A 25,212-nucleotide genomic window follows, 5' to 3' on the forward strand; every position below is an offset into this window, starting at 1 on the left:
CCCCGCCGCCGGCTACGCCCCGAGCACCCGCGACACGGTGTAGATCAGCAGGCCGGCGAGGGAACCGACCACCGTGCCGTTGATCCGGATGAACTGCAGGTCGCGGCCGATGTGCGCTTCGATCTTCCGCGTGGTGTGCTCGGCGTCCCAGCCTGCGACCGTGTCCGTGATGAGGGACGTGATCTCCTTGCGGTACGTCGTCACCACGTGCACCGCCACGCCTTCCACCCAGCCGTCCACCTTGGCCTGCGTCCTCGGCTCGGTCGCCATGCGGACGCCCAGGGACAGCAGCGAGGCGCGCACGCGCAGCCGCAGTTCGCTGCGCTCGTCCTCGGCCGCCGAGACGATCATGGAGCGGACCGCCGTCCAGGCGGAGGCGATCAGGTCCTGGACCTCGCCGCGGGCGAGCACCTCGGTCTTCAGCCGCTCCACACGGGCGCGGGTGTCGGTGTCGGACTGCAGGTCGGAGGCGAAGTCGGTGAGGAACCGGTCGAGGGCGCCGCGCGCCGGGTGGGACGGCGCGTCGCGCATCTCGGTGACGAAGCGGAGCAGCTCCTTGTAGACCCGCTCGCCGATCTTCCTGTCGACGAAGCGGGGGGTCCAGCCTGGGGCGCCGCCCTGGACGGCGTCCATGACCTGCTGGTCGTGCAGGACGAGCCAGTCGTGGGCGCGGACGCAGATCAGGTCGACGACCCGCTTGTGGCCGCCGTCCGCGACGACCTTCTCCAGCATCTTGCCGAGGCCGGGCGCGATCTCCTGGGCATCGGCGCGGCGGGTGACGGCCTCGCCGACGACCGCCTGGACGTCCGAGTCGCGCAGCACGGTCAGTGCGCCGCGCAGGGCCGTCGCCAGTTCCGCCGTCACCCGGTCCGCGTGCGCCGGCTCGGCGAGCCAGGCGCCCAGGCGGCTGCCCGTGCCGACGGCACGCAGGCGCTGCCGCACGACGTCCTCGGAGAGGAAGTTCTCGCCGACGAACTCGCCCAGGGAGACGCCGAGCTGGTCCTTCTTGGTGGGGATGATCGCCGTGTGCGGGATGGGCAGGCCGAGCGGGTGCCTGAAGAGCGCGGTGACCGCGAACCAGTCGGCGAGCGCACCGACCATGCCGGCCTCGGCGGCCGCCGCCACATAACCGGCCCAGGGGCCCGCGCCCGAGTCCTGCGCCCACTTGGCGAGGGCGTACACGAGCGCCACCAGGAGCAGCAGGCCGGTCGCCGTGCTCTTCATCCGGCGTACGCCGCGGCGCTTCTCCTCGTCGGCGGGGCTGAAGGACGTCATCGCCCGGCTCGCGACGGACGTCGTCGCCCGGCCCGTGGCGGCGCCGGGGCGGGCTCGCCGCCCCACGGCCACCGCGTCGTCCGTCTTCCTGCGTTCCATCCGCTCCACCCGTTCGCGTCCCCCGTACACATTGTCCCTTCCCGACCGACTCCTGGAACGGAACGGGAGTTCCCGGCGTCTGTCCGAAGGGGGAGGTATCAGGGACATTTCAGGGTCGCGTCGGGGGTACCGCCGGGGTTCCGGCCGGGCCCCCGGTCCCGGCAGCGTTGCCGGGTCTCCCGGGGCCCCTTCGGCCGCTCCTCCCTCATGGCGCATCATGAGCATGATCAATATCGGAGCCTCGGGCTCCCGTCGCCCGAGGAGACCCGCACCGCATGACCAGGCGTCACGGTTGTGCCCTGCTGTCCGCGATCACCGCCGTGATCGTGGCCCTGTCCGCCGCCATCTACTTCGGTGCCGCCGCCGATGACGGCAGCGGCCGCACCGCGTTCGCCGGCGGCCGCCCGGCCCCGCGGCACCCGGCCGCGCCCGCCTCCGCCGGCACCTGGGTCGGCGCCTGGTCGGCCGCGCCCTCCGGGGCCGAGCCCGGCACCGGGCGGGAGGGGACGGCCGGGCGGTCGGTGCGCAACGTCGTGCACGCCGGCGTCGGCGGTACGAGTGCCCGCGTGACGCTGTCCAATCTCTACGGCCGGCGACCGCTGACCGTCGCACACGCCTCGATCGCCCTCGCCGCCGGAAGCGACGCGGCCGCGGCCGCGGGCAGCATGCGCCGGCTCACCTTCGGCGGTGCCGCCTCGGTGGTCATACCCCCCGGCGGGCAGACGGTCAGCGACGCCGTGCGCATCGCCGTCCCGCACGGCTCCGACGTGCTCGTGACCACATACTCCCCCACCCCGTCGGGGCCGGTCACCTACCACCGGCACGCGCGCCAGGTCTCGTACGTCGCCCAGGGCGACCGTACCGAGGACGCGGGCGCCGCCGCCTACACCGGGCAGGTGCGGTACTGGCGCTACCTGACCGCGCTCGACGTGCTGAGCGACGAGGCGGTGGGCACCGTGGTGGTGCTGGGCGACTCGATCACCGACGGCATCACCTCCGCCGAGGGCGCCGACCGCCGCTGGACGGACGTCCTCGCGGAGCGGCTGCGCGCGTCGGCCGGCTCCGCCGGTGTGCCCCGCTACAGCGTGGTCAACGAGGGCATCAGCGGCAACCAGGTGCTGACCAGCGGCCCGGGGCGGCCCGCCGGCAACGCGAGCGGACTCAGCCGCTTCCGCCGTGACGTCCTCGGCCGTACGAACGTCAGGGCCGTCGTCATCGACCTCGGGGTCAACGACATCCTGCGCGACCCCGGCCACGCCGACGCGGAGAGGATCACACGGGGGCTGCGCTCCCTGGTCCGCCAGGCGCACGCGCACGGCCTCAAGGTCGTCGGGGCGACGCTGATGCCGTTCAAGGGTCACCGCGGCTACCGGGCCGACCGCGAGGGGGTGCGGCAGGCCGTCAACGAGCGGATCCGCGCGGGCACGGTCTTCGACGAGGTCATCGACTTCGACAAGGCGCTGCGCGACCCGTACGACCCGCGCCGGCTGCGCTCCGACTACGACTCGGGCGACCATCTCCACCCCGGCGACGAGGGCTACCGCAGGATGGCGGAGGTCTTCGACCTGACCTCGCTGAACGGGTCGGCACCGGCCCGGCTGTAGCGGCCGTCGACGGTTCCCGTGGGCCCGCCGCCGGCGGCGGCAGCGCTCCCCGTCCCGCCGGTCACAGCCGGAGCAGTCGCCGCGCTCCTCGGCCGCGACGGCAGGAGTCGCCGTGGCGCTCAGCGCGGCAGTCGTCCCGTCAGGCCCCGGTCGCGGTGGCAATCGTCCCCGCGCCGCCGACCGCCGCAGCCTCCGTAGCCCCTCGCCGCCGGGCCAAGGCGGCAGCCGTCCCGTGCCCCGCCGGTCACGGCGTCAGTAGCCCCGGTGCCGTCGCCGGTCGCGCTCCTCGCGTCGGGCCTCCCGGCGCTCCCGCTGCGCCTCGCGGCGCTCCTGGTGCCGCTCCCTGCGCTCCTCGACCCGTTCACGCATCAGCTCGCGGTGCGCCTCCAGGGCCTCCAGGTGGGCGTCGTGCATGTCGAGCAGGGCCTCCGCCGGGGAGCCGTGCAGTTCCTTGCGGGTGGCCTTGCGGTCCAGCTTCTCCCGGCGGCGCTCCTCCTTCAGCCGCTGCCGCTCGGCGCGGGTCAGCTTGCGCTCGACGGCCACCCCGCCCCAGAACGCGAACCCGGTGACGACCACGCGCGGCGCGCCCGGCTCGCCCGGCACACCGTCCTCGCGCTGGTCGAAGCCGCCCATGATCCCCATGCCGCGCACGACGACCTCGACCCCGGGCGGCACGATGATGTTCACCCCGCCCATGATCGCGACGCAGTTGATCTCGACCTCGCGGTCCGCGAAGTTCGCCTCCCTGAGGTCGAGCTCGCCGCCGCCCCAGAAGGCGAAGCAGGTGAACCGCTTGGGCACCGTCCAGCGGCCCTTGCGCTGGAAGCCGGACATGACGGCGACGGCCCCCGTGGACGAGCCCTCGCCGCCGAGGATGCGCTCCGCCCAGGGCCCGCCCGGCTCGGGCTCCTTGCGCAGGGACACGGACGGCGCCGTGACACCCTCCGACGGCAGGTCCCGGGTGATCGGGGCGAGTTCCCCGTACGTGCGCGCCTTGTAGGCGGCCTCCAGCCGCTCCTCGAACTCCTCCATGTCGAGACGGCCCTCCGCGAGGGCGTCCCGCAGGACCTCCGCGACTCGTTCACGATCGGCGTCGGAGGCACGCAACTCCGGAACGGGGGTGCCGGGATCCCACGGCGCCGGCCGCCGGCCGTCGCTTCCCCCGGAAGACACAGCGTCGGTCATGGGCGTCAGCCTACGAGTTCGCCGCGCCGACGGCTACGAGACCGCCCGCTCCGCCTGCCCCGGCGGGGACTGCGGGGCGTCCTCGCGGGTCCGGAGCATCTTCGCGATCACGGCCTCGATGTCCGGCTCCCGCACCGACAGGTCCACCAGCGGGTACTGCGCGGCGATGTGCGCCACCAGCGGGGCCGCCGACCGCGACGCCGGGAAGGCGAGCCACTGCCGCGGCCCCTCGACCCGTACCACGCGCGCGTGCGCCACCTCGATCGGCGGGAGCTCCCGCTCCAGGTCGACGACCAGGGTGCGCTCGCTCTCGCCCACCTCGTGCAGCCCGGCGAGCGGACCGTCGTACATCAGGCGCCCGTGGTCGATGACCATCACCCGCGAGCACAACTGCTCGATGTCCTGCAGATCGTGCGTGGTCAGCAGGACGGTGGTGCCGCGCTCGGCGTTCAGGTCCCGCAGGAAGCCGCGCACCCTGGCCTTGGAGAACACGTCGAGGCCGATGGTCGGCTCGTCCAGGTACAGCACCTCGGGGTCGTGCAGCAGCGCCGCCGCGATGTCGCCCCGCATCCGCTGCCCCAGCGAGAGCTGACGGACCGGCACGTCCAGCAGCCCGCCCAGTTCGAGGAGTTCGACGCAGCGGTCGAGGTTGTCGCGGTAACGCCCGTCCGGGATGCGGTACATACGGTGCACCAGCCGGTAGGAGTCGATCAGCGGAAGGTCCCACCACAGGGTCGTGCGCTGCCCGAACACCACGCCGATGCGCTGCGCGAGCCGCGTCCGCTCGCGCGCGGGGTCGATCCCCGCGACGCGCAGCCGGCCGCCGCTCGGGGTGAGGATCCCGGTCAGCATCTTGATCGTGGTGGACTTCCCGGCTCCGTTCGGGCCGATGTAGCCGACCATCTCACCGCGCGCCACGGTGAAGGAGATCGAGTCGACGGCCCGCACCCGCCGCCGCTCGCTCTTCAGGAATCCGGTCCTCTTGCGCACGTCGAAGACCTTCTCCACCCGGTCCACCTCGATGAAGCCACTCGTCATGGGCCCTCAGCTCCCCGTGCTCCGGTACGAACGCAGTCCCGCACGCCAGGCCAGCCCCGCCAGTGCGCAGCAGCCCGCCGCGACGAGCGGCGGGGCGAAGGCGAACCAGACCGGCAGGTCGAGCGGATAGGGCCGCCCCAGCACGTACAGCGCGGGCAGCCAGTTGACGAAAGCGAGCGGCAGCACGAAGGTCACCCCGCGCACCAGTTCCTTCGCGAAGACCGTCGGCGGGTACTGCAGCAGGGTGGTGCCGCCGTAGGTGAACGCGTTCTGCACCTCGGAGGCGTCCTGCGCGACGAACTGGAAGGCCCCGCCCGCCACGAACACGGCGCAGAAGATCACGCTGCCGCTGAGCAGCATCATCGGAACCATCACCGCCTTCAGGGGGGTCCAGGCGACGTCGAGCGCGGCGACGGCATAGCCGAGGACGCAGGCCCCCTGGGTGACCCGGCCGAGCCTGCGCAGCCCGAAACGGTCCGCGGCGACCTGCGCGAGGACGGGCGCGGGGCGCACCAGGAGGGTGTCCAGGGTGCCGTCGCGCACCCGCCGCCCCAGCCGGTCCATGGAGCCGATGGCGAGGTCCGCGAGCCCGAAGGCGGTCGCGGAGAGGCCGTACAGGAAGGCGATTTCGGGCAGCCGGTAGCCGCCGAGCACGTCGACCCGCGAGAACATCAGCAGGATGGCGACGAAGTCCAGCGCGGTCGCCGCGAAGTTGCCGAGGGTCGTCATCACGAAGGAGGCGCGGTAGGCCATCGTGGAGCGGATCCACATGGCGGTGATCAGCCGGTAGGCGCGCAGGCCCTCCCGCACGCGCCCGTACGCCCGCACACCCCGGTACGCCGTCTCAGCCACCCTGGACCACCACCCGCCGGGTCGCCGCCGACTGGAGCATCCGCCCGGCCGCCAGCAGCGCGGCGGCCCAGGCGAGTTGGCGGGCGTAGACGGCCACCGGGTCCGCCGTGCCCAGCAGGACGTCCGCGGGTGCCTGGATCAGCGACGCCCAGGGCAGGGCGCGCACGATCTCGCCGAGCGCGCCCGGGAAGACGTTGAGCGGCAGCAGTATTCCCGAGCAGAACGTCGCCGTGATCCAGGAGATCTGGGCCACACCCGAGCCGTCCAGCAGCCAGAACGCGCTGAGCGCGACCAGGAAGCGGATCGCGAAGCTCACCACGGTGCCGAGCACGACCGCGACCAGGAAGGCCGCCCAGGCCCATGGGCGGGTGGGCAGCGCGAGCGGGAAGAGGAGCGCGCCGGCCGCCATCGGGACCGCGCCCCGGGCCAGCAGCTGGAACAGGCCCCTGCCCAGGTCGGCGGCCAGCCACCACAGTTGGAGGTCGGCGGGCCGGTACAGGTCGACCGCGATGTCGCCGGTGCGGATGCGCTCCATCAGCTCGTCCTCGAAGCCGCCGCCCATCACGGAGACCACCACGAGCAGCGCCTGCCCGATCCACACGTACGTCAACGCCTGTGCCTCGTCGTACCCCCCGAGGTGGGGTCGCTCGTGCCACAGGGCTATGTAGGTGTATGCCAGGATCAACCCGAAGACTGTGTTGGTGAACACCCCCGCCGCGGTCGCGGTCCGGTAGGTCGCGTACCGCCGGAAACCACCGGCGGCGACGGCGGCGTACAACCGCCCTGTCCCCACGGGAAACCCTCCTTCGAGGCGTGCCGGGCCGAAGCGCAGGAGCCTAACGCGCGGAGGAAGTGGCGTACCACACGTTTTTCCCGCACGACACGCCGCCGTGCCGGGAACGGAACGCATGGTGCGACAGTCTTCATCGGGGGACGCAGATGGCGTACGAGGGCGTACGGGAACGTACGAGGCGAAACGGGAGTCCGGCACCACGATGAGCGACGAGCCGCAGCCGCAGCAGAGCAGCCCGGCAGGGGCGTCCGGAGATCCGCAGCCCGCGGTTCCCGGGCCGCTGCCCGGTGGGAAGCCGAAGCGGCCCGGGCGCACCGGGTGGCGCCGGCTGATCCCGACCTGGCGGATGGTGCTCGGCACCTTCGTCGTCGTGGTCCTGCTCCTGATCGGCCTCTTCGCGCTCGGCTACTACATGGTCAAGATCCCGCCGGCGAACGCGGCGGCGACCAAGCAGAGCAACGTGTATCTGTACGCGGACGGCAGCGAGTTGGCCCGGGACGGCTCGGTCAACCGGGAGAACGTGGCGCTCGCCCGGATCTCCAAGGACGCCCAGCACGCGGTGCTCGCAGCCGAGGACCGCGATTTCTACTCCGAGTCCGCGATCGACCCGAAGGCGATGATCCGGGCGGGCTGGAACACGGCAACCGGCAAGGGCAGGCAGTCCGGTTCGACGATCACCCAGCAGTATGTGAAGAACTACTACCTGGGGCAGGAGCAGACCGTCACGCGGAAGGTGAAGGAGTTCTTCATCGCGATCAAGCTGGACCGCGAGAAGAGCAAGGACGACATCCTGGAGGGCTACCTCAACACCAGCTACTTCGGCCGCAACGCCTACGGCATCCAGGCCGCGGCGCAGGCGTACTACGGCGTCGACGCGAAGGACCTCACGGTCGGTCAGGGCGCCTACCTCGCGGCGCTGGTGAACGCGCCGAGCGAGTACGACGTGATCGCGCACCCCGAGAACAGGACGGCCGCCCTGGCCCGCTGGAACTACGTCCTCGACGGCATGGTCACGAAGCACTGGCTGAGCCCGGCCCAGCGGGCGAAGGTGACGTTCCCCGCGCCCCGCCAGCAGGTGTTCGCGGCCGGCATGTCCGGCCAGCGCGGCTACCTGGTCCAGGCGATCAAGGACTACCTCGCCACCAACAAGATCATCGACGAGGACACCCTGGCCACCGGCGGCTACCGCATCACCACCACCCTGCAGAAGCCCCGGCAGGACGCCTTCGTCAAGGCCGTCGACGACCAGGTGATGTCCCGCCTCGACAAGAAGAACCGCAAGGTCGACCGCTATGTCCGCGCGGGCGGCGTCGCCGTCGACCCCACGACCGGCGAGGTCGTCGCGATGTACGGCGGCATCGACTACACCAAGCAGTACGTCAACAACGCGACCCGCCGCGACTACCAGGTCGGTTCCACGTTCAAGCCGTTCGTGTTCACCTCGGCCGTGCAGAACGCCTCCCGGACCCAGGACGGCGTCACGATCACCCCGAACACGGTGTACGACGGCACGGACAAGCGCCCGGTGCAGGGCTGGAGCGGCGGGGCGTACGCGCCCGAGAACGAGGACAACGTCTCCTACGGCCCGATCACCGTCCGCAGGGCCACGGACAAGTCGGTGAACGCGGTGTACGCGCAGATGGCGGTGGACGTCGGCCCGTCCCGGGTCAAGGAGACCGCGGTCGCCCTCGGGGTGCCCGGGAACACCCCCGACCTCAAGCCGTACCCGTCGATCGCGCTCGGCACGGCCACCGCGAGCGTCCTCGACATGGCGGAGGCGTACGCGACGCTCGCCAACCACGGCAGGCACGGCACGTACACGCTCGTCGAGAAGATCTCCAAGGACGGCACGGACGACGTGCCGCTGCCGCAGCGGCGGGCGGAGCAGGTGGTGAGCCGCGAGGCGGCCGACACCACCACGGCGGTCCTGCAGAGCGTGGTGGACAACGGCACCGCGACCGCGGCGCAGGCCGCCGGGCGGCCCGCCGCCGGCAAGACGGGCACAGCGGAGGAGGACCAGGCGGCCTGGTTCGCGGGCTACACCCCGCAGCTGGCGACGGTGGTCTCGGTGATGGGGCAGGACCCGGACACCGGCAAGCACAAGTCGCTGTACGGTGCGATGGGCGAGGCCCGCGTCAACGGCGGGGGCGCGCCCGCCCGGATCTGGGCCCAGTTCACGAAGGCGGCCCTGAAGGGCAAGCCGGTCAAGGACTTCGACCTGCGCCTCCAGGACGGTGCCGACCAGGTCGTGGAGCCGCCCACGAGCCCCGCGACCGAGTCGCCGGGCGGCCCCGGCGCCCAGGACAACGGCGGCACCACGAGCACCCCGCCCACGCCCGGCCAGGACCAGGGCCAGAGCCTGGGGCAGACCACCGGCGGCACGCCCGGAACGGGCGGCACCACCGACACCGGGGGCACCACCGGGTCCGGGGGGACGACCGACACCGGCGGCACCACGACCACGGGCGGGACGACGACCACGGGCGGCACGACCGGGTCCGGCGGCACGACCGACACGGGCGGCACGACCGGGTCCGGGGGGACCACGGGGTCCGGCACCTCGACGGGCGGCACGACGACGGGGCTCCTGGCCGCGCCGGGCCGGTGGTCATAGGCACCGACCCACAGGGGCGGCACGCGGCCCCGAACGGCCCGCGTCGGACCGGTCCGGCGTGGGCCGTTTCCCGTGGGAGGCAGCGGCTCAGATCCCCAGATCCTTGATGATCTTCGCCACGTGCCCCGTCGCCCTCACGTTGTACAGCGCGCGCTCGACCTTGCCCTCCTCGTCCACGATCACCGTGGAGCGGATGACGCCGACGGTCGTCTTCCCGTACAGCTTCTTCTCGCCGAAGGCGCCGTACGCGTCCAGGACCTTCTTGTCGGGGTCGGCGAGGAGCGTGACCCTCAGCCGCTCCTTCTCGCGGAACTTCGCCAGCTTCTCCGGCTTGTCGGGGGAGATCCCGATGACGTCGTAGCCCGCGCCCGCCAGCAGCTCCAGGTTGTCCGTGAAGTCGCACGCCTGCTTGGTGCAGCCCGGGGTGAGCGCGGCCGGGTAGAAGTACACGACGACCTTGCGTCCCCTGTGGTCGGCCAGGGAGACCTCGTTGCCGTCCGCGTCCGGCAGGGTGAAGTCGGGGGCGGGGTCGCCGGGCTGGAGTCGCTCGCTCATCGGTACCTCACAGGGCAAGGGGCGGGTTACCCGACGAGCCTAATCCCCTTCCGGACCCCCATAGGGGTGCCGCGGGGGTGCGCTCCGCGCCGAGCTGACAGACTGTCGACCACAGACGCGGGAATACGCGGAACACGTCGCACACGACCACGGAGGAAGCACGGTGGCGGACACGTCGAGCACACCGGACACCAGGACTCCGGCGCAGATCGAGGCGGACATCAAGCGCCGCCGCGAAACGCTGGCCGAGACGCTCGACGAGATCGGCGTCCGGGTGCACCCGAAGACGATCGCCGGGGACGCCAAAGCCAAGATCGTCTCCCAGGTCGACCACACGTTCGGGCGCGCTTACGTCCGGGCCAACCAGGTCGTCAGCCAGGTGAAGGGGCAGCTGGTCACGCAGGAGGGCACGCCGCGCCTGGAGCGCATCGTGCCCGTGGCACTGATCGCGGTCGGGGTCGTCGGGCTGCTCGCCCTGGGCTCCCGGCGGCGCAGGGGCTGACCCGGCCGCGCACGAAGCCGTCGAAGGCAGGTAGGTTCGGGGTGTGAGCGAGAAGACCCACCACGACAAGTTGCCGATCCGGATGCTGCACGACCGCGTGCTGGTGCGGCAGGACGCCGCCGAGGGCGAGCGCAGGTCGGGCGGCGGCATCCTGATCCCCGCGACCGCGGCCGTCGGCCGGCGCCTCGCCTGGGCCGAGGTCGTCGCGGTCGGGCAGAACGTACGGACCGTGGAGCCGGGTGACCGGGTCCTGTACGACCCGGAGGACCGGGCAGAGGTCGAGGTGCGCGGGATCGCGTACGTCCTGATGCGCGAACGCGATCTGCACGCCGTGGCGGCGGACCGCTTCGAGGGGTCGGAGGATTCCACGGGCCTGTACTTGTAGGCCAGACCGGGAATTGGGGCTGGTGACCTCGTCGCCAGCCCCTTTCGCATGCCTCTTCGTCACAGCCTCGCGCTCGGAGCGTGAGACGTCCACGCCCAGCCGTACCCGTCGCCGCCGCGAGAACCCACGGCTTCCGTGCCCCAACTGCCACGCGATCACAGGCTCGTGGTGCAGGGGAGGCAGAAGGCGGCAAACGACTCCCGGTACGATTGGGCGCAGCCGGCGGCGGTGGCGCAATGGCGACGCAGCAGACTTAGGATCTGTGGCCCTTGATCGGGCTTGAGGGTTCGAATCCCTTCCGCCGCACACAGACGGCCTGCGAGTCGAAGTATCGACGCGTGGGCCGTTCTCGTGCGCTGTCTCAGCCGAGCAGTTCCCGCATCACCGGCACCAACGCCCGGAACGCCTGCCCCCGGTGGCTGATCGCGTTCTTCTCCTCGGGCGTCAGCTCCGCGCAGGTCCGCAGCTCGCCCTCCGGCTGGAGGATCGGGTCGTAGCCGAAGCCGTTGGTCCCGGTCGGGGCGTGGCGCAGCGTGCCGCGCAGCCGCCCCTCGACCACCCGTTCCGTGCCGTCGGGCAGCGCCAGTGCGGCCGCGCAGGCGAAGTGGGCGCCCCGGTGGGCGTCGTCGATGTCCGCGAGCTGGGCCAGGAGCAGCTCCAGGTTCGCCTTGTCGTCGCCGTGCCTGCCCGCCCAGCGTGCCGAGAAGATGCCCGGCGCGCCGTTCAGGACGTCGACGCACAGGCCCGAGTCGTCGGCCACTGCGGGCAGGCCCGTCGCCTCGGCCAGGGCGCGGGCCTTCAGGAGGGCGTTCTCGGCGAAGGTGACGCCCGTCTCCTTGACGTCGGGGATGTCGGGGTAGGCGTCCGCGCCGACCAGGTCGTGCGGGAGGCCCGCGTCGGCGAGGATCGCCTTCAGTTCGGCGAGCTTTCCGGCGTTGCGCGTGGCGAGGATCAGGCGGGTCATGCCCACCAGTATCCGTGCCGCGCCACCGTCCGCCGCGCCCTCCCCCTTACGAGGTGCACACCTTCGTCAGCTCCCCCGCCGCGTCCGTCACCGGGCCGACGTCGGGGGTCTTGTCGCCGTTCTTGACGGCGTCGCGGACGTTCCCGACGGCCTTGCGGAGGTCGTCGACCGCCTTGTTGACGTCGACGTTGTCCGTCTTGTCGCCGATCTTGTCCAGGTTCCGTTCGATGGAGTCGAGGGACGCGTCGGTCTGTGTCGGATCGTTGGCCGCGTTCTCGACGGCCTGCTGGAGGTCGGTGACGCTGTCGGCTATCGCATCGGCGGTCTGTACGCAGTCGATCGCCTTGTTGACGGCGTCGCAGCCGGAACTCGCGCCCACGGCGGCGAGTACGGCGACGGCGGCGAACACGGCGGTGACGGTGCGTCGGCGGTGGCGCGCGGCCATGGAACGGTTCCTCCCGTTGACGGTGCTGCACGGTTCCGCGGACGCGCCGGCCGGTCCGGCTCGCCCGAGGTGTCGATGGTCGTACGAGGCCGCGGGCGGGCGCACGGTGGTGTCCGCGCGCCCGCCGCGTCAGCCACGCGACTATCCCTGAAAACGCCGGAAGGCGCTACGCGGTTGCCTCCAGCGCCGCGTTCTGGACCGCCGCCAGCCGGCCGCAGCCCGCGACCGCCAGGTCGAGCAGGGCGGTCAGCTCCTCACGGTCGAAGGGCGCCGCCTCCGCCGTGCCCTGCACCTCCACGAAACGGCCGTCGCCGGTGCAGACGACGTTCATGTCGGTCTCGGCGCGGACGTCCTCCTCGTAGCAGAGGTCCAGGAGCGGCACGCCGCCCACGATGCCGACGGAGACGGCCGAGACCGTGCCGGTCAGCGGCTGCCGGCCCGCCTTCACGAGCTTCTTGCGCTGCGCCCAGGCCACCGCGTCGGCGAGGGCGACGTACGCGCCCGTGATCGCGGCGGTGCGGGTGCCGCCGTCCGCCTGGAGCACGTCGCAGTCCAGGACGATCGTGTTCTCGCCGAGGGCCTTGTAGTCGACGACGGCGCGCAGGGAGCGGCCGATGAGCCGGCTGATCTCGTGCGTACGCCCGCCGATCTTGCCCTTGACCGCCTCGCGGTCGCCCCGGGTGTTGGTGGAGCGGGGCAGCATGGCGTACTCGGCGGTGACCCACCCCTCCCCGCCGCCCTTGCGCCAGCGCGGCACGCCCTCGGTGACGGAGGCGGTGCAGAAGACCTTGGTGTCGCCGAAGGAGACGAGGACGGAGCCCTCGGCGTGCTTGCTCCAGCCCCGCTCGATCGTGATGGGGCGGAGCTGTTCGGGGGTGCGGCCGTCGATTCGAGACATGGCCCGAGCCTAGCCGTATACACGGGAGGGGCCCCTTCCACGGGGGGAGGGACCCCCTCTCGCACCTGCGCGCACGGCCCGGCGCGGTGGGGGTGCGGGGCCGGTGCGGCTCACATCATGTCTTCGATCTCCGCCGCGATCGGGTCGGCGTCCGTGCCGATGACGACCTGGATCGCGCTGCCCATCTTGACGACGCCGTGGGCGCCGGCGGCCTTCAGCGCGGCCTCGTCGACCAGCGAGGGGTCGGCGACCTCGGTGCGGAGCCGGGTGATGCAGCCCTCGATCTCCTCGATGTTGTCGATGCCGCCGAGCCCGGCGGCGATCTTCTCTGCCTTGCTGGCCATGTCCTGTCTCCCTGGTCCGAACCGCTGTGTCGCCAACTGGTCTACACCACCGCGGGGAGGGTCGCCAAACCCCTGCGGCCATCCCGGTCGCACCCCGCCCCCGGAGGGGCCCGGAACCCGGCCCGGGGGTGTTCGCCATGGAGTGCGGCATTATTTCCCCTATGCCCGCGGCCACAGAAACGACGGGTTCCTTATCCCGCCTTCACCGTGCTACAACAGGTCTACACCACATGTGGTGTAGACCACGTGCGGCCGCCCCGGTCCCGGGTGCGCCGCCGTGTCGCACATAGGAGACGCCGCCGTCCCTCTTCCCCTGTCCCCGGGCGGCGCCTTGCCCACTGGAGGAAGTTGTGTCCACGCTCAGCGCCGCCCCCGCGGCCGAGAAGAAGAAGGGCGCCGGCGCGATGGCTGTTCTGCAGCGCATCGGCCGCAGCCTGATGCTGCCGGTGGCGGTCCTGCCCGCCGCCGCCCTCCTGGTCCGCCTCGGCAACACCGACATGCTGGGGCGCCCGTCCTTCCCCTCCTTCCTCACCAAGATCGCGGGCTTCATGGCGGCCGGCGGCAACGCGATCCTCGACAACATGGCGCTGCTGTTCGCCGTCGGCATCGCGATCGGCTTCGCCAAGAAGTCGGACGGTTCGACGGCGCTCGCGGCGGTCGTCGGCTACCTGGTCTTCAAGAACGTGCTGGCCACGTTCACCGACAAGAACCTGCCGAAGGTGGCGCAGGCCGTCGACGGCAAGGTCGTCATGGTGAACGCGCCCGTGGACGCCAAGGTCCTCGGCGGTGTGGTGATGGGCATCGTCGTCGCCCTGCTCTACCAGCGCTTCCACCGCACCAAGCTGCCGGACTGGGCCGGCTTCTTCGGCGGCCGCCGGCTCGTGCCGATCCTGTCGGCCTTCGCGGGGCTGGTCATCGGCATCGTCTTCGGCTACATCTGGCCCGTCCTCGGCACGGGGCTGCACAACTTCGGTGAGTGGCTGGTGGGTTCGGGCGCCCTCGGGGCCGGTATCTTCGGCGTCGCCAACCGTGCGCTCATCCCGATCGGCATGCACCACCTGCTGAACTCGTTCCCGTGGTTCCAGGCAGGCGACTACCACGGCAAGAGCGGCGACATCGGCCGCTTCCTCGCCGGCGACCCGAGCGCCGGCCAGTTCATGACGGGCTTCTTCCCGATCATGATGTTCGGTCTCCCGGCGGCCTGCCTGGCCATCGTGCACTGCGCCCGGCCCGAGCGCCGCAAGGTGGTCGGCGGCATGATGTTCTCCATCGCCCTGACGAGCTTCGTCACCGGCGTGACCGAGCCGATCGAGTTCACCTTCATGTTCATCGCGCCGGTCCTGTACGCGATCCACGCGGTCCTCACCGGCGTCTCCATGGCGCTGACCTGGGCACTCGGCATGAAGGACGGCTTCGGTTTCTCGGCCGGCGTGGTCGACTTCGGACTGAACCTCGGCATCGCGACCAACCCGTGGGGCCTGGTCCTGGTGGGTCTGTGCTTCGCGGGGATCTACTACGCGGTCTTCCGCTTCGCGATCATCAGGTTCAACCTGCCCACGCCGGGCCGGGAGTCCGACGAGGAACTCGCGGAGCTGCAGAAGGCGGAGGCCAAGTAGCACCGCCGGCGGCGGCACGCCCGAGCAACGGCGCCGCCCGGACCGCTCGGCGGTCCGGGCGGCGCCGTGTGCGCGCTCAGATCTCGTACGAGGCCCGCGGCACCGCCAGCTCCACCGGGCCGGCGTAGGCGACGCGGGCGTCCGCCAGATTGACCTGGGGGTCCGTCCACGGGGGGATATGGGTGAGGACCAGGCGGCGGGCCCCGGCGCGGGCGGCCGTCTCCCCGGCCTCGCGGCCGTTGAGGTGCAGGTCCGGAATGTTCTCCTTGCCGTAGGTGAACGCGGCCTCGCACAGGAACAGGTCCGTGTCACGGGCGAGTTCGACCAGGCCCTCGCACACACCCGTGTCGCCGGAGTACGTGAGTGCCCTGCCACCGTGCTCGACCCGGATGCCGTACGCCTCCACCGGGTGGGCCACACGTTCCGTGTGCACGATGAAGGGGCCGATCTCGAACGTGCCCGGCTTGACCGTGTGGAAGTCGAAGACCTCGCTCATCGAGGAGGCCGAGGGCGTGTCGGCGTAGGCGGTGGTCAGGCGCTGCTCGGTGCCCTCCGGGCCGTAGACCGGGATCGGGTCGGCCCGGCCGCCGTCGTGGCGGTAGTAGCGCGCGACGAAGTACCCGAGCATGTCGATGCAGTGGTCGGCGTGCAGATGGCTGAGGAAGATCGCGTCGAGGTCGTAGAGACCGCAGTGGCGCTGCAGCTCGCCCAGGGCGCCATTGCCCATGTCGAGAAGCAGCCGGAAGCCGTCGGCCTCGACGAGGTAGCTCGAACAGGCCGATTCCGCGGACGGGAACGACCCCGAGCAGCCGACGACGGTGAGCTTCATAAAGCTGGAACCTCCGCGCTGGCAGGAATAGCAGAAGGCATGGACGGAAACGCTGACGGGGGTCGTGCGGTCCGTCGAGCGTAAGGCGCAAAAGGGCCGGTCGCTCCTCCGCCAGGGGCCGTTGTGGGGGAACTCACCTGACCTGTCACCGGTTCGGCTGGACCGGAGGCGTGCGGGGCGCGCGCCGGGGCGCGTGCCCCGCGGCGCACCGGTCAGGGGTGACGGCCGGCAGGGCGGGCGTCGGGGCGTGGCCGCCGGTACCGTCGTCGGTATGGACACGTCCTGGTGGCTGGCGCTGGCCGCGGTGGTGCTGCTCGCGCTGGTCGCGACACTGGTGGACGGCTGGGGGCGCGGTCATCGCCGCCGGGTGTCCGGGCGGCCGCCGGGGCGCCCCCGGGTGCATCCGCGGCCGGCCGAGATCTGGTGGGCGAGCATGCCGTACGGGAACCGGCCGGGCGGCAGGGACCGGCCGTGCCTGGTGCTCACGGTGCGCGGGGACAGCGCGACGGTGGCGGAGATCACCACCAGGTACCACGACGAGCGGCCGGGCGTGATCGCGCTGCCTCCGGGAGCGGTGGGCGATGCCGAGGGCCGGCCCGGCTTCCTGGAGACGGACGAGCTGCGCGATGTACCGCTGTGGGACTTCCGGCGGCGGGTGGGCGTGGTGGACCCCGTGCTGTGGGATCAGGTGCGGTATCTGGCGGGCTGAGGGGGCCGGGGCGTCTCATGGCCGGATCACCTCGACCGTGACGGTCCACTGCTGGATGCCCTGGCACGACGTCTGCCCGGGCCGCTCGGCGCACAGGGGGCGGGTCGCGGTCAGCCGTGCCGTGCCGGGCGCCACCGCCTCGAACGCGGCGACGGCGTCGCCGGGCTGGATGACGAAGCCGGCGTTGATGGCCTTCAGCGCGCCGCCCCGGGCGGTGACGGGGGTCCAGGGCCGCTCCTTGGTGCCGTCCAGCGTGAGGCGGAGCTGCCCGCCCACCGTCAGGCACACGGTGCGGCCGGTGTCCGCCGCGGTGAGCGAGGCTCCGGCCGTGCAGTCCCCGGCCGTGCGGGTGGGGGACGGCGCCGCCGTGCCGCTCGCGGGGCCGGTGCCGCTCCCGGGGCCCGTGCCGCCGTTCTGCGCGCCGCAGCCCGCGAGGAGGAGCATCACCGCCGAGAGAGCGAGGCCGGTCGTACGGTGGAGCGTCGTACGGCGCATGGGTGGCCGCCTTTCTGCCGTGCCCGGACCCTGATGCCGATGTGACGTTTCCCCTGTACATCAGGATCCCCTCCGCTCCCCCGGACCGCGAGGGGGCCGGGGCGACGGAGGCCCATACCAAGGCATGGGCATGACACTCACGGGGGCGGAGGCGGGGCCCGGGGGCTGCCGCCCCCGGGCCCCGGCGCGTCAGCGCGCTACACCCAGAGCTGCCCTACGCCCAGAGCTGCCCCTGCACCGCCTCGATGGCCTCCTCCGTCGTGGCGGCCGTGTAGACGCCGGTCGACAGGTACTTCCAGCCCCCGTCGGCCACGATGAACACGATGTCGGCGCTCTCGCCCGCCTTGACGGCCTTCCTGCCGACGCCGATGGCCGCGTGCAGGGCGGCACCCGTGGAGACGCCCGCGAAGATGCCCTCCTGCTGGAGGAGTTCGCGGGTGCGGGTCACCGCGTCCACCGAGCCGACCGAGAAGCGGGTCGTCAGCACGGACGCGTCGTACAGCTCCGGTACGAAGCCCTCGTCCAGGTTCCTGAGGCCGTACACCAGGTCGTCGTAGCGCGGTTCCGCCGCGACGATCTTCACATCGGGCTTGTGCTCGCGCAGATAGCGGCCCACGCCCATCAGCGTGCCGGTGGTGCCGAGTCCGGCCACGAAGTGCGTGATGGAGGGGAGGTCGGCGAGGATCTCGGGCCCGGTGGTGGCGTAGTGGGCGCCCGCGTTGTCCGGGTTGCCGTACTGGTACAGCATCACCCAGTCCGGGTGCTCGGCCGCCAGCTCCTTGGCGACGCGCACCGCCGTGTTCGAGCCGCCCGCGGCCGGGCTGGAGATGATCTCGGCGCCCCACATGCCCAGCAGGTCCCGGCGCTCCTGCGAGGTGTTCTCCGGCATCACGCACACCATGCGGTAGCCCTTGAGCTTCGCCGCCATCGCCAGGGAGATGCCGGTGTTGCCCGAGGTGGGCTCCAGGATCGTGCAGCCGGGGGTCAGCCGGCCGTCCTTCTCCGCCTGCTCGATCATGAACAGCGCGGGGCGGTCCTTGACCGAGCCGGTCGGGTTGCGGTCCTCCAGCTTGGCCCAGATGCGCACGTCGTCGGACGGCGAGAGCCGCGGCAGGCGCACCAGGGGGGTGTTGCCGACCGCGGCGAGCGGGGAGTCGTACCTCATGGGGATCAGGCCATACCGCCGGCCACGGCCGGCAGGATCGTCACGTTGTCGCCGTCGGCGACCTTGGTGTTGATGCCGTCGAGGAAGCGGACGTCCTCGTCGTTCAGGTAGACGTTGACGAAGCGGCGCAGCTCGCCGCCGTCCACGATGCGGGCCTGGATGCCCGCATGGCGGCTTTCGAGATCGGCGAACAGCTCGGCGAGGGTGTCCCCACTGCCGTCGACGGCCTTCTGCCCGTCGGTGTACTGGCGCAGGATGGTGGGGATGCGGACCTCGATGGCCATGGTTGAGGGCTCCTGTCGGAAGAAGTCAGGTCGGTGGGCGCGCGGCGGCGCGGGAGCGTAGTCCTAGTCGTACGCGGGGGTGCCGCGGCTCACGGCCGAACGGCGGCAGGTCGGCGTCAACAGATGGCGCTGTTCAGCCTGCACAGGTCGACGTGCAGCCGCGCCACGAGCAGCATGCCCGGCGTCTTCTTGCTCACGTCGTGGAGAACCATGGGGTCATCGTATCGATTCCCACCCCGGTGCCCCGAGTGTGATCTCGCATGGTGGATGAACTCTGACCGAACTGCGGGATCAGTAGCTCTCCACCACCTTGACCTCCTCCTCCGTCACTTCGCCGTCCACGATCCTGAAGGAGCGGAACTGGAACGGACCCGCGTCGTCCGCGTCGGCGGTCGACACCAGCACGTAGTGGGCGCCGGGCTCGTTGGCGTACGAGATGTCCGTCCTGGACGGGTACGCCTCGGTGGCGGTGTGCGAGTGGTAGATGATCATCGGCTCCTCGTCGCGGTCGTCCATGTCGCGGTAGAGCTTGAGCAGGTCTCCCGAGTCGAACTCGTAGAACGTGGCGGAGCGGGCTGCGTTCAGCATCGGGATGAAGCGCTCGGGGCGGTCCGAGCCGGCCGGGCCCGCGACGACGCCGCATGCCTCGTCGGGGTGGTCCTGGCGCGCGTGGGCGACGATCCGGTCGACGAGGGCCTGGGTGATGGTCAGCATGCTGGCCAGGATAAGCAGACAATCGAGCGGGGCCGCCCCGTACCGAGGGGTGGTACGGGGCGGCCCACATGGCGGACATCCTGGGCGAGGGGCCACGCGGGCCCGGCCTCCGCGGCGCGGTGCGCGGTGGCTCAGCCGACCCGCTCGAACGCCCGCTCACCCTGCTCGGTGACCTGCGGGTTGCGCACCCTCAGCGCCACCCAGCCGCCGCCCAGCGCCGCCGCCCACACCGCCATGACGTACAGGCAGACCCGGGAGTCCGCGTCGTAGGCGATCAGGCAGGTGACGACGAACAGGAACACGATCGCGATCCAGCTGGACACCGCACCGCCCGGCGCCGGGAAGGAGGAGGCGGGCAGCCGGCCCGCGCCGACCGCGCGGCGGTAGCGGACATGGCTGAACAGGATCATCAGCCAGGTCCAGATGCCGGCCGCGGTGGCCACCGAGGTGACGTAGCCGAACGCCTTCTCCGGGACGACGTAGTTGAGGATCACGCCGATGCCCATGAAGGCGACGGAGACCGTGATGCCGAGGGCCGGGGTCTTCGACGACGACAGCCGGCCGAACCCCTTCGGGGCCTCGCCGTTGTCCGCGAGGGTGCGCAGCATGCGGCCCGTGGAGTACATGCCCGAGTTGCACGAGGACAGGGCCGCGGTCAGCACCACGAAGTTGACGATGGCCGCGCCGGCCGGGATGCCGATCTTCGCGAACGCCTCGACGAACGGGCTCACTCCGGGCGCGAACTCCGTCCACTTCACCACGCACAGGATGACGGTGAGGGCGCCGACGTAGAAGAGCGCGATGCGCCAGGGCAGGGTGTTGATCGCCTTCGGGAGGGTCTTCTCCGGGTTCTCGGACTCGCCCGCCGTGACACCGACCAGTTCCACCGCGAGGTAGGCGAACATGACGCCCTGCAGCGTCATCAGCGAGGAGCCGACGCCCTTCGGGAAGAAGCCGTCGAACTGCCAGAGGTTGGCCACCGACGCGGTGTCGCCGGCGGCGCTGAAGCCGAAGGTGAGCACGCCCAGGCCGATCACGATCATGCCGACCAGCGCGGTGACCTTGACCATCGAGAACCAGAACTCGATCTCGCCGAACAGCTTCACCGAGATCAGGTTGGCCACGAACAGGACCACCAGGAAGACCAGTGCCGTCACCCACTGCGGGATCGACGGGAACCAGTAGTGCACGTAGATCGCGGCGGCCGTCAGCTCGGCCATGCCGGTCACCACCCACATCAGCCAGTACGTCCAGCCGGTGAAGTAGCCGAAGAACGGGCCGAGGAACTCGCGGGAGTACTCCGCGAAGGAGCCCGAGACCGGGCGGTACAGGAGCAGCTCGCCGAGCGCCCGCATGATGAAGAACACGATCGCGCCCGCGAGGGCGTACATGACGATCAGGCTGGGCCCGGCCTTGGCGATGTTCGCCCCGGCGCCCAGGAAGAGGCCGACGCCGATGGCGCCGCCGATCGCGATCATCTGGACCTGGCGGCTGCCGAGCCCGCGCTCGTACCCCTCCTCGGGGGCGTCGCCGCCCACGACTCCCTTGCGGTCGTGCTGCCCGTCGTGCTTGCCGACCTGCGACGAGGTCATGTTGGTGCGCCTTTCTCCACGCCGGTCCGAGCCAGTCCCGTGGCGTCGGACCGCTTTCCGGTCCCCCCCGGATGTGATGGAGCTGTGCCTGGCCGGCGGTCCGCCGGCTCGGTGGCGCACCCGGCGGAACATGGGTGGCGTCCCGCCGGGCGGTCGTGAAGATGTATCACGGCCGCGTCGTGGACCGGCCGTGCGACATGTGACGCACGGCACGGGAAGAAGCAGGCAGAGGAGGACCTGAGCGGACAAATACGGCCACAACGGTGACGCGATCGTTATCCGGATTTGAGCGTCCTCTGAGCGAACACCGGATGATCGCCGCGTGACCGCCGGACGGACACCGCACGGCCGCCGGCGGGCGCGGGACGGGGTCGGACGGGCGCCGCACGACCGCCGGGTGGAGACCGCACGAAGCCCGGGCGGCCGCCGGGCTGGCGCGGGACGGCCGTCGGGCGGGCGCCCGACGGACACCGCACGCCGCCGGGCGGGCGCGGGACGGGGGCCGGGCGGGCGCCCGAGGTCCGCAGATGTCAGGGCATCAGGGTGGTGATGAGCGTCTCCTGGAGGCCGCCGAGCCACAGATACGCCATCACCATCGGTTTGCGCGGATCCTCGTCCGGCAGACCGTAGAGGTGGTCGGTGTCGTCCTCGTCGACGACCTCCAGACGCGAGCCGATCGCCAGCCGCAGGTCGTTCAGGGCGCCGAGCCACTGCTCGGACTCCCCGCGCGAGAGCTCGAGCACGCCCCCCTCCTCGTTCACCGAGGTCAGGGCGTCCAGGGAGCGGATCACCGCGAGGGCGTTCTCACGCTTGCGCGCACGGAGGTCGTTCTCGGTGAAGCGGCGGAACTCGGCGGAGTGCGCGCGCTGTTCCTCGGCCTCCCCGGGCGAGGCGGACTCACCGCCGGGACCGCCGTACGCGTCCGGGAACAGACGGCGCAGCACGGGGTCGGAGGGCGGCTCACTGGGACCCTCGGCGAACAGTTCGGCGAGCGGGTCGCCGGAGCCGTTCTCGGCCGGGCCGGGCCCGATGAGTTCCAGCAGCTGCACGGCCAGCGACCGGATGATCGAGATCTCGACGTCGTCGAGCGCGACGGCCGCGCCGCCGCCGGTGAGCGGTTCGAAGTGTCCTGGCATGAGGTCTTTCGCTGCTTGACGGGCCTGCCGGCCCGGGGGTCCTGGGCTACTTGCGGTCCTGCTGGAGAGTGGCCCACAGACCGTAGCCGTGCATGGCCTGGACGTCGCGCTCCATCTCCTCGCGCGTACCGGCCGACACCACCGCCCTGCCCTTGTGGTGGACGTCGAGCATGAGCTTGGTGGCCTTGTCCTTGGAGTAGCCGAAGTACGTCTGGAAGACATACGTCACATAGCTCATCAGGTTGACCGGGTCGTTGTGGACGACCGTGACCCACGGGACATCGGGTTCGGGTACGGCGAACTGTTCCTCCGCCGACTCGGTCTGTTCGATCTCTAGGGGTGCGGGAGCCGTCACACGGCCCATGCTGCCACCACAGGGGGGTGCACGCACAAACGAGCCCCGTGCCGCCCGCCCACCGCGCACCCACCCACAAATCGTCAAACTGACGAGATGAGGGTACGATCGGCGGCCGTACTCCAGTCCCCTCTGCGAGGAGAGGTTTCGTGGGCGTAGCGGACCTTGGGCTGCCGGTGGACGTTCCCTCCACGGCCCTCTTCACCGACCACTACGAGCTGACGATGCTCCAGGCCACCCTCAAGGCGGGCACCGCCGAACGGCGCTCCGTCTTCGAGGTCTTCACCCGGCGGCTGCCCGAAGGCCGCCGCTACGGGGTCGTGGCGGGCACCGGGCGTGTCCTGGACGCGGTCGAGAACTTCCGCTTCGACGCCGGTGTGCTGGGCTTCCTGCGGGAGCGCGGGGTCGTCGACGAGGAGACCCTGCAGTGGCTGGCCGCGTACCGCTTCGGCGGCGAGGTCTGGGGCTACCCGGAGGGCGAGGTGTACTTCCCGGGCTCACCGGTCATGCGGGTGGAGGGCTCCTTCGCGGAGTGCGTGCTCCTGGAGACCGTGATCCTGTCCATCCTCAACCACGACTCCGCGGTCGCGGCCGCCGCCTCCCGCATGGCCTCCGCCGCGGGTGACCGGCCGCTGATCGAGATGGGCGCCCGGCGCACCCACGAGCTGGCCGCCGTGGCCGCCGCGCGCGCCGCGTACATCGGCGGCTTCGCGACCACCTCCGATCTGGCCTCCGGCTTCCGGTACGGGATCCCGACGGTCGGGACGTCCGCCCATGCCTTCACGCTGCTGCACGACAGCGAGCGGGACGCCTTCCGCGCCCAGGTCGACTCGCTCGGCCGGGGCACCACGCTGCTGGTGGACACGTACGACGTCACCGAGGCCGTGCGCCTGGCCGTCGAGGTCGCCGGGCCCGAGCTGGGCGCCGTGCGCATCGACTCCGGGGATCTGCTGCTGATCGCGCACCGGGTGCGGCAGCAGCTCGACCAGCTGGGCGCCAACGATACGAAGATCATCGTGACGTCGGACCTGGACGAGTACGCGATCGCCTCACTGCGGGCGGCGCCCGTGGACGCCTACGGTGTCGGCACCCAGCTGGTGACGGGCTCCGGCCATCCGACCGCCTCGATGGTCTACAAGCTGGTCGCCCGCGCCGGGTCGGCGGACCCGAAGGCCCCGCTGGTGCCGGTGGCGAAGAGGTCGTCCGGCGGCAAGACGTCGATGGGCGGGCGCAAGTGGGCGGCACGGCGGCTCGACGAGCACGGGGTGGCGGAGGCCGAGGTGATCGGCAGCGGACCGGTTCCGCAGGAGCTGGTGGACCGGCAGCTGCCGGTCCAGCTGATCAAGGGCGGCCAGGTCGTCGCCCGCGAACCGCTGGACGTGGTCCGTGACCGGCACGCGGCCGCGCGCGCCGGTCTGCCGCTGTCGGCGACGCAGTTGTCGCGCGGGGAGCCGGTGATCCCGACCGAGTACGTGTGACACGTGCCGGGCGCATGAACGGGCGGCCGGCGGGAATGCAACGGCAGCGCACCCGCGCACCCGGCCGACCGCCGCTCACCCCCTCCCGTCCCGCCCGCGAAGTCTCTAGGCTCGGTAGTTCGTACAGACGGCCGGGCCCGGGTCCCTCCACTCCGACCGCCGCCGAACCGAAGGACATCGACCATGCGCCGCGCCCTGATCGTCGTAGACGTGCAGAACGACTTCTGTGAAGGCGGCAGCCTCGCGGTGGCGGGGGGCTCCGACGTGGCCGCCGCGATCACCGAGCTGATCGGACAGGCCCCCGCCGGATACCGCCATGTCGTCGCCACCCGTGACCACCACATCGCGCCCGGCGGGCACTTCGCCGACAACCCCGACTACGTCCACTCGTGGCCGGCGCACTGCGTGGCGGGCACGGAGGGGGTGGGCTTCCACCCGAACTTCGCCCCCGCGGTCGCCTCGGGCGCCATCGACGCCGTGTTCGACAAGGGGGCGTACGCGGCGGCCTACAGCGGCTTCGAGGGGGTCGACGAGAACGGGGTGCCGCTCGGGGACTGGCTGCGGGCGCGGGAGATCGACGAGGTGGACGTGGTGGGGATCGCCACGGACCACTGCGTGCGCGCCACCGCGCTGGACGCCGTACGGCAGGGCTTCCGCACCCATGTGCTGCTGGACCTCACCGCCGGCGTGGCCGAGGAGACCACCGAGCGGGCGCTGGAGGAGATGCGCGGGGCGGGCGTCGAGCTGTCCGGCAAGCCCGTGGTGTAGAGCGGGCTCAGACCTGCGCCGTCCGTTCCCTCAGCAGTGACCTGATCGGGTGCCACAGCTCCTGGGACAGCTCCTGGGCCGCCGCCTCGGGGGCCGTGCGCCAGACCAGGCCGTCGGGGTGGTGCAGGACCGCCGTGATCTCGTCGGGGGTCGGCGGAGCCGCGTTCCCGCGCAGGTAGACCGCGCGCAGTCCCAGGTTGCGCAGACGGGTCAGCGCCCTGGCGCGGTTCTGGGCCAGGACCAGCACGCGGACCGAACCGCTGCCCGAGCCCGGGCTGGGCAGGTTCAGAGCCACCACCACGCTGCCGTTCGGCAGCTTGCAGAAACCTCCTGCGGCCATGTGTGTCACACCCCCGTGAGACCCGGTGTCAATAAGAGAGCCACAGCACGCACCTAAACACGATCGGCCGCGACCCGCCAGAGGGGTGCGGCCGATCATGTCCTGACCTGCGCGGATGCTATTCACTTTGTGAGCGGTTCCACTCCCGCCATGATCGCCGGGCCCTTGGGCGGAACTC

28 protein-coding genes, 1 tRNA gene and 1 pseudogene are annotated in these 25,212 nt (G+C 71.6%); 10 read left to right on the forward strand and 20 right to left on the reverse strand.

Annotated features, from left to right (window positions below; translation table 11 throughout):
* Positions 1-12: 12 nt before the first annotated feature.
* A complete protein-coding gene (locus tag ACZ79I_RS15220; protein ID WP_471497854.1) occupies positions 13-1,404 on the reverse strand; it encodes a DUF445 domain-containing protein in 1,392 nt (463 codons plus the stop codon).
* A gap of 245 nt (positions 1,405-1,649) precedes the next feature.
* Between ACZ79I_RS15220 and ACZ79I_RS15225 the strand changes: the two genes are divergently transcribed.
* Positions 1,650-2,978 carry an SGNH/GDSL hydrolase family protein gene (locus ACZ79I_RS15225; protein WP_471497856.1) on the forward strand — a complete coding sequence of 443 codons (1,329 nt, stop codon included), beginning with the start codon at positions 1,650-1,652 and terminating at the stop codon, positions 2,976-2,978.
* Positions 2,979-3,230: 252 nt separating this feature from the next.
* Here the strand turns inward: ACZ79I_RS15225 and ACZ79I_RS15230 are convergent, their stop codons facing one another.
* Genes ACZ79I_RS15230 through ACZ79I_RS15245 form a run of 4 tightly spaced genes read right to left on the reverse strand, consistent with a single transcriptional unit; the run spans position 3,231 to position 6,846 of the window.
* Positions 3,231-4,163: a DUF1707 SHOCT-like domain-containing protein gene (locus ACZ79I_RS15230; RefSeq protein ID WP_471497858.1), complete on the reverse strand. Its 933-nt coding sequence runs from the start codon at positions 4,161-4,163 to the stop codon at positions 3,231-3,233.
* A 33-nt stretch (positions 4,164-4,196) separates the two neighbouring features.
* Positions 4,197-5,201 (reverse strand): ABC transporter ATP-binding protein, encoded by a 1,005-nt coding sequence (locus tag ACZ79I_RS15235; protein WP_471497860.1) that lies wholly within the window; start codon positions 5,199-5,201, stop codon positions 4,197-4,199.
* A 6-nt stretch (positions 5,202-5,207) separates the two neighbouring features.
* Positions 5,208-6,053: an ABC transporter permease gene (locus ACZ79I_RS15240; RefSeq protein ID WP_471497862.1), complete on the reverse strand. Its 846-nt coding sequence runs from the start codon at positions 6,051-6,053 to the stop codon at positions 5,208-5,210.
* Positions 6,046-6,846, reverse strand: a complete 801-nt coding sequence (locus ACZ79I_RS15245) for an ABC transporter permease (RefSeq protein WP_471497864.1) — start codon at positions 6,844-6,846, stop codon at positions 6,046-6,048. The genes ACZ79I_RS15240 and ACZ79I_RS15245 overlap by 8 nt, the downstream gene beginning before the upstream one ends.
* A gap of 202 nt (positions 6,847-7,048) precedes the next feature.
* On the opposite strand from ACZ79I_RS15245, the gene ACZ79I_RS15250 reads away from it, so the two are divergent.
* Positions 7,049-9,460, forward strand: a complete 2,412-nt coding sequence (locus tag ACZ79I_RS15250) for a transglycosylase domain-containing protein (RefSeq protein ID WP_471497866.1) — start codon at positions 7,049-7,051, stop codon at positions 9,458-9,460.
* 87 nt (positions 9,461-9,547) lie between these two features.
* Here ACZ79I_RS15250 and bcp read toward each other — a convergent pair whose 3' ends face one another.
* Positions 9,548-10,015, reverse strand: a complete 468-nt coding sequence (gene bcp / locus ACZ79I_RS15255) for a thioredoxin-dependent thiol peroxidase (RefSeq protein WP_471497868.1) — start codon at positions 10,013-10,015, stop codon at positions 9,548-9,550.
* A 163-nt stretch (positions 10,016-10,178) separates the two neighbouring features.
* Between bcp and ACZ79I_RS15260 the strand changes: the two genes are divergently transcribed.
* The 4 genes and pseudogenes from ACZ79I_RS15260 to ACZ79I_RS15275 all read left to right on the forward strand — a co-directional run bounded on the left by ACZ79I_RS15260 (position 10,179) and on the right by ACZ79I_RS15275 (position 11,208).
* Positions 10,179-10,517: a DUF3618 domain-containing protein gene (locus tag ACZ79I_RS15260; RefSeq protein WP_471497870.1), complete on the forward strand. Its 339-nt coding sequence runs from the start codon at positions 10,179-10,181 to the stop codon at positions 10,515-10,517.
* Positions 10,518-10,560: 43 nt separating this feature from the next.
* Entirely contained in the window at positions 10,561-10,902 is a 342-nt protein-coding gene (locus ACZ79I_RS15265; protein WP_360982313.1) for a GroES family chaperonin, read from the forward strand.
* 112 nt (positions 10,903-11,014) lie between these two features.
* Positions 11,015-11,098: pseudogene (locus ACZ79I_RS15270) on the forward strand (HNH endonuclease); the annotation flags it as partial.
* 26 nt (positions 11,099-11,124) lie between these two features.
* Positions 11,125-11,208, forward strand: a tRNA-Leu gene (locus tag ACZ79I_RS15275).
* 55 nt (positions 11,209-11,263) lie between these two features.
* Here ACZ79I_RS15275 and rdgB read toward each other — a convergent pair.
* The 4 genes from rdgB to ACZ79I_RS15295 all read right to left on the reverse strand — a co-directional run bounded on the left by rdgB (position 11,264) and on the right by ACZ79I_RS15295 (position 13,553).
* A complete protein-coding gene (gene rdgB / locus ACZ79I_RS15280; protein ID WP_471497872.1) occupies positions 11,264-11,866 on the reverse strand; it encodes an RdgB/HAM1 family non-canonical purine NTP pyrophosphatase in 603 nt (200 codons plus the stop codon).
* Between the two features lie 46 nt (positions 11,867-11,912).
* Positions 11,913-12,311, reverse strand: a complete 399-nt coding sequence (locus tag ACZ79I_RS15285; RefSeq protein WP_471497874.1) for a hypothetical protein — start codon at positions 12,309-12,311, stop codon at positions 11,913-11,915.
* A 166-nt stretch (positions 12,312-12,477) separates the two neighbouring features.
* On the reverse strand, positions 12,478-13,209 hold the full coding sequence (gene rph, locus ACZ79I_RS15290) for a ribonuclease PH (RefSeq protein ID WP_471497876.1): 732 nt from the start codon (positions 13,207-13,209) through the stop codon (positions 12,478-12,480).
* Between the two features lie 110 nt (positions 13,210-13,319).
* Positions 13,320-13,553, reverse strand: a complete 234-nt coding sequence (locus ACZ79I_RS15295) for a PTS sugar transporter subunit IIB (RefSeq protein ID WP_471497877.1) — start codon at positions 13,551-13,553, stop codon at positions 13,320-13,322.
* A gap of 404 nt (positions 13,554-13,957) precedes the next feature.
* Between ACZ79I_RS15295 and ACZ79I_RS15300 the strand changes: the two genes are divergently transcribed.
* Entirely contained in the window at positions 13,958-15,169 is a 1,212-nt protein-coding gene (locus tag ACZ79I_RS15300; protein ID WP_471504975.1) for a PTS transporter subunit EIIC, read from the forward strand.
* 76 nt (positions 15,170-15,245) lie between these two features.
* Here the strand turns inward: ACZ79I_RS15300 and ACZ79I_RS15305 are convergent, their stop codons facing one another.
* Entirely contained in the window at positions 15,246-15,998 is a 753-nt protein-coding gene (locus tag ACZ79I_RS15305) for an MBL fold metallo-hydrolase (protein ID WP_471497879.1), read from the reverse strand.
* Positions 15,999-16,269: 271 nt separating this feature from the next.
* Here ACZ79I_RS15305 and ACZ79I_RS15310 point away from each other — a divergent pair, with 271 nt between their 5' ends.
* Positions 16,270-16,707 carry a type II toxin-antitoxin system PemK/MazF family toxin gene (locus ACZ79I_RS15310; RefSeq protein WP_471497881.1) on the forward strand — a complete coding sequence of 146 codons (438 nt, stop codon included), beginning with the start codon at positions 16,270-16,272 and terminating at the stop codon, positions 16,705-16,707.
* A 15-nt stretch (positions 16,708-16,722) separates the two neighbouring features.
* On the opposite strand, the gene ACZ79I_RS15315 is transcribed toward ACZ79I_RS15310, so the two are convergent.
* The 8 genes from ACZ79I_RS15315 to clpS all read right to left on the reverse strand — a co-directional run bounded on the left by ACZ79I_RS15315 (position 16,723) and on the right by clpS (position 22,457).
* Entirely contained in the window at positions 16,723-17,202 is a 480-nt protein-coding gene (locus ACZ79I_RS15315; RefSeq protein ID WP_471497883.1) for a hypothetical protein, read from the reverse strand.
* Between the two features lie 214 nt (positions 17,203-17,416).
* Positions 17,417-18,367, reverse strand: a complete 951-nt coding sequence (locus ACZ79I_RS15320; protein WP_381088755.1) for a PLP-dependent cysteine synthase family protein — start codon at positions 18,365-18,367, stop codon at positions 17,417-17,419.
* Between the two features lie 5 nt (positions 18,368-18,372).
* Positions 18,373-18,651, reverse strand: a complete 279-nt coding sequence (locus ACZ79I_RS15325; RefSeq protein ID WP_471497884.1) for a MoaD/ThiS family protein — start codon at positions 18,649-18,651, stop codon at positions 18,373-18,375.
* A 116-nt stretch (positions 18,652-18,767) separates the two neighbouring features.
* Positions 18,768-18,863, reverse strand: coding sequence for a putative leader peptide (locus ACZ79I_RS15330; RefSeq protein WP_381088761.1), 96 nt, complete (start codon positions 18,861-18,863; stop codon positions 18,768-18,770).
* A 79-nt stretch (positions 18,864-18,942) separates the two neighbouring features.
* Positions 18,943-19,365, reverse strand: coding sequence for a M67 family metallopeptidase (locus ACZ79I_RS15335; RefSeq protein WP_471497886.1), 423 nt, complete (start codon positions 19,363-19,365; stop codon positions 18,943-18,945).
* 131 nt (positions 19,366-19,496) lie between these two features.
* Positions 19,497-20,957 carry an amino acid permease gene (locus ACZ79I_RS15340; protein ID WP_471497888.1) on the reverse strand — a complete coding sequence of 487 codons (1,461 nt, stop codon included), beginning with the start codon at positions 20,955-20,957 and terminating at the stop codon, positions 19,497-19,499.
* 530 nt (positions 20,958-21,487) lie between these two features.
* A complete protein-coding gene (locus tag ACZ79I_RS15345) occupies positions 21,488-22,093 on the reverse strand; it encodes a DUF2017 domain-containing protein (protein ID WP_471497890.1) in 606 nt (201 codons plus the stop codon).
* Positions 22,094-22,139: 46 nt separating this feature from the next.
* Positions 22,140-22,457, reverse strand: a complete 318-nt coding sequence (gene clpS, locus ACZ79I_RS15350) for an ATP-dependent Clp protease adapter ClpS (protein ID WP_471497892.1) — start codon at positions 22,455-22,457, stop codon at positions 22,140-22,142.
* Between the two features lie 140 nt (positions 22,458-22,597).
* Here clpS and ACZ79I_RS15355 point away from each other — a divergent pair, with 140 nt between their 5' ends.
* The gene (locus ACZ79I_RS15355; protein WP_471497893.1) at positions 22,598-23,926 is read left to right on the forward strand and encodes a nicotinate phosphoribosyltransferase; all 1,329 of its coding nucleotides are present in this window, start codon (positions 22,598-22,600) and stop codon (positions 23,924-23,926) included.
* 183 nt (positions 23,927-24,109) lie between these two features.
* Positions 24,110-24,694 carry a nicotinamidase gene (locus tag ACZ79I_RS15360; protein WP_471497894.1) on the forward strand — a complete coding sequence of 195 codons (585 nt, stop codon included), beginning with the start codon at positions 24,110-24,112 and terminating at the stop codon, positions 24,692-24,694.
* A gap of 7 nt (positions 24,695-24,701) precedes the next feature.
* On the opposite strand, the gene ACZ79I_RS15365 is transcribed toward ACZ79I_RS15360, so the two are convergent.
* Positions 24,702-25,034 (reverse strand): hypothetical protein, encoded by a 333-nt coding sequence (locus ACZ79I_RS15365; protein ID WP_381088782.1) that lies wholly within the window; start codon positions 25,032-25,034, stop codon positions 24,702-24,704.
* Positions 25,035-25,212 lie beyond the last annotated feature (178 nt).

The sequence above is a fragment of the Streptomyces sp. PSU-S4-23 genome (assembly GCF_055632315.1).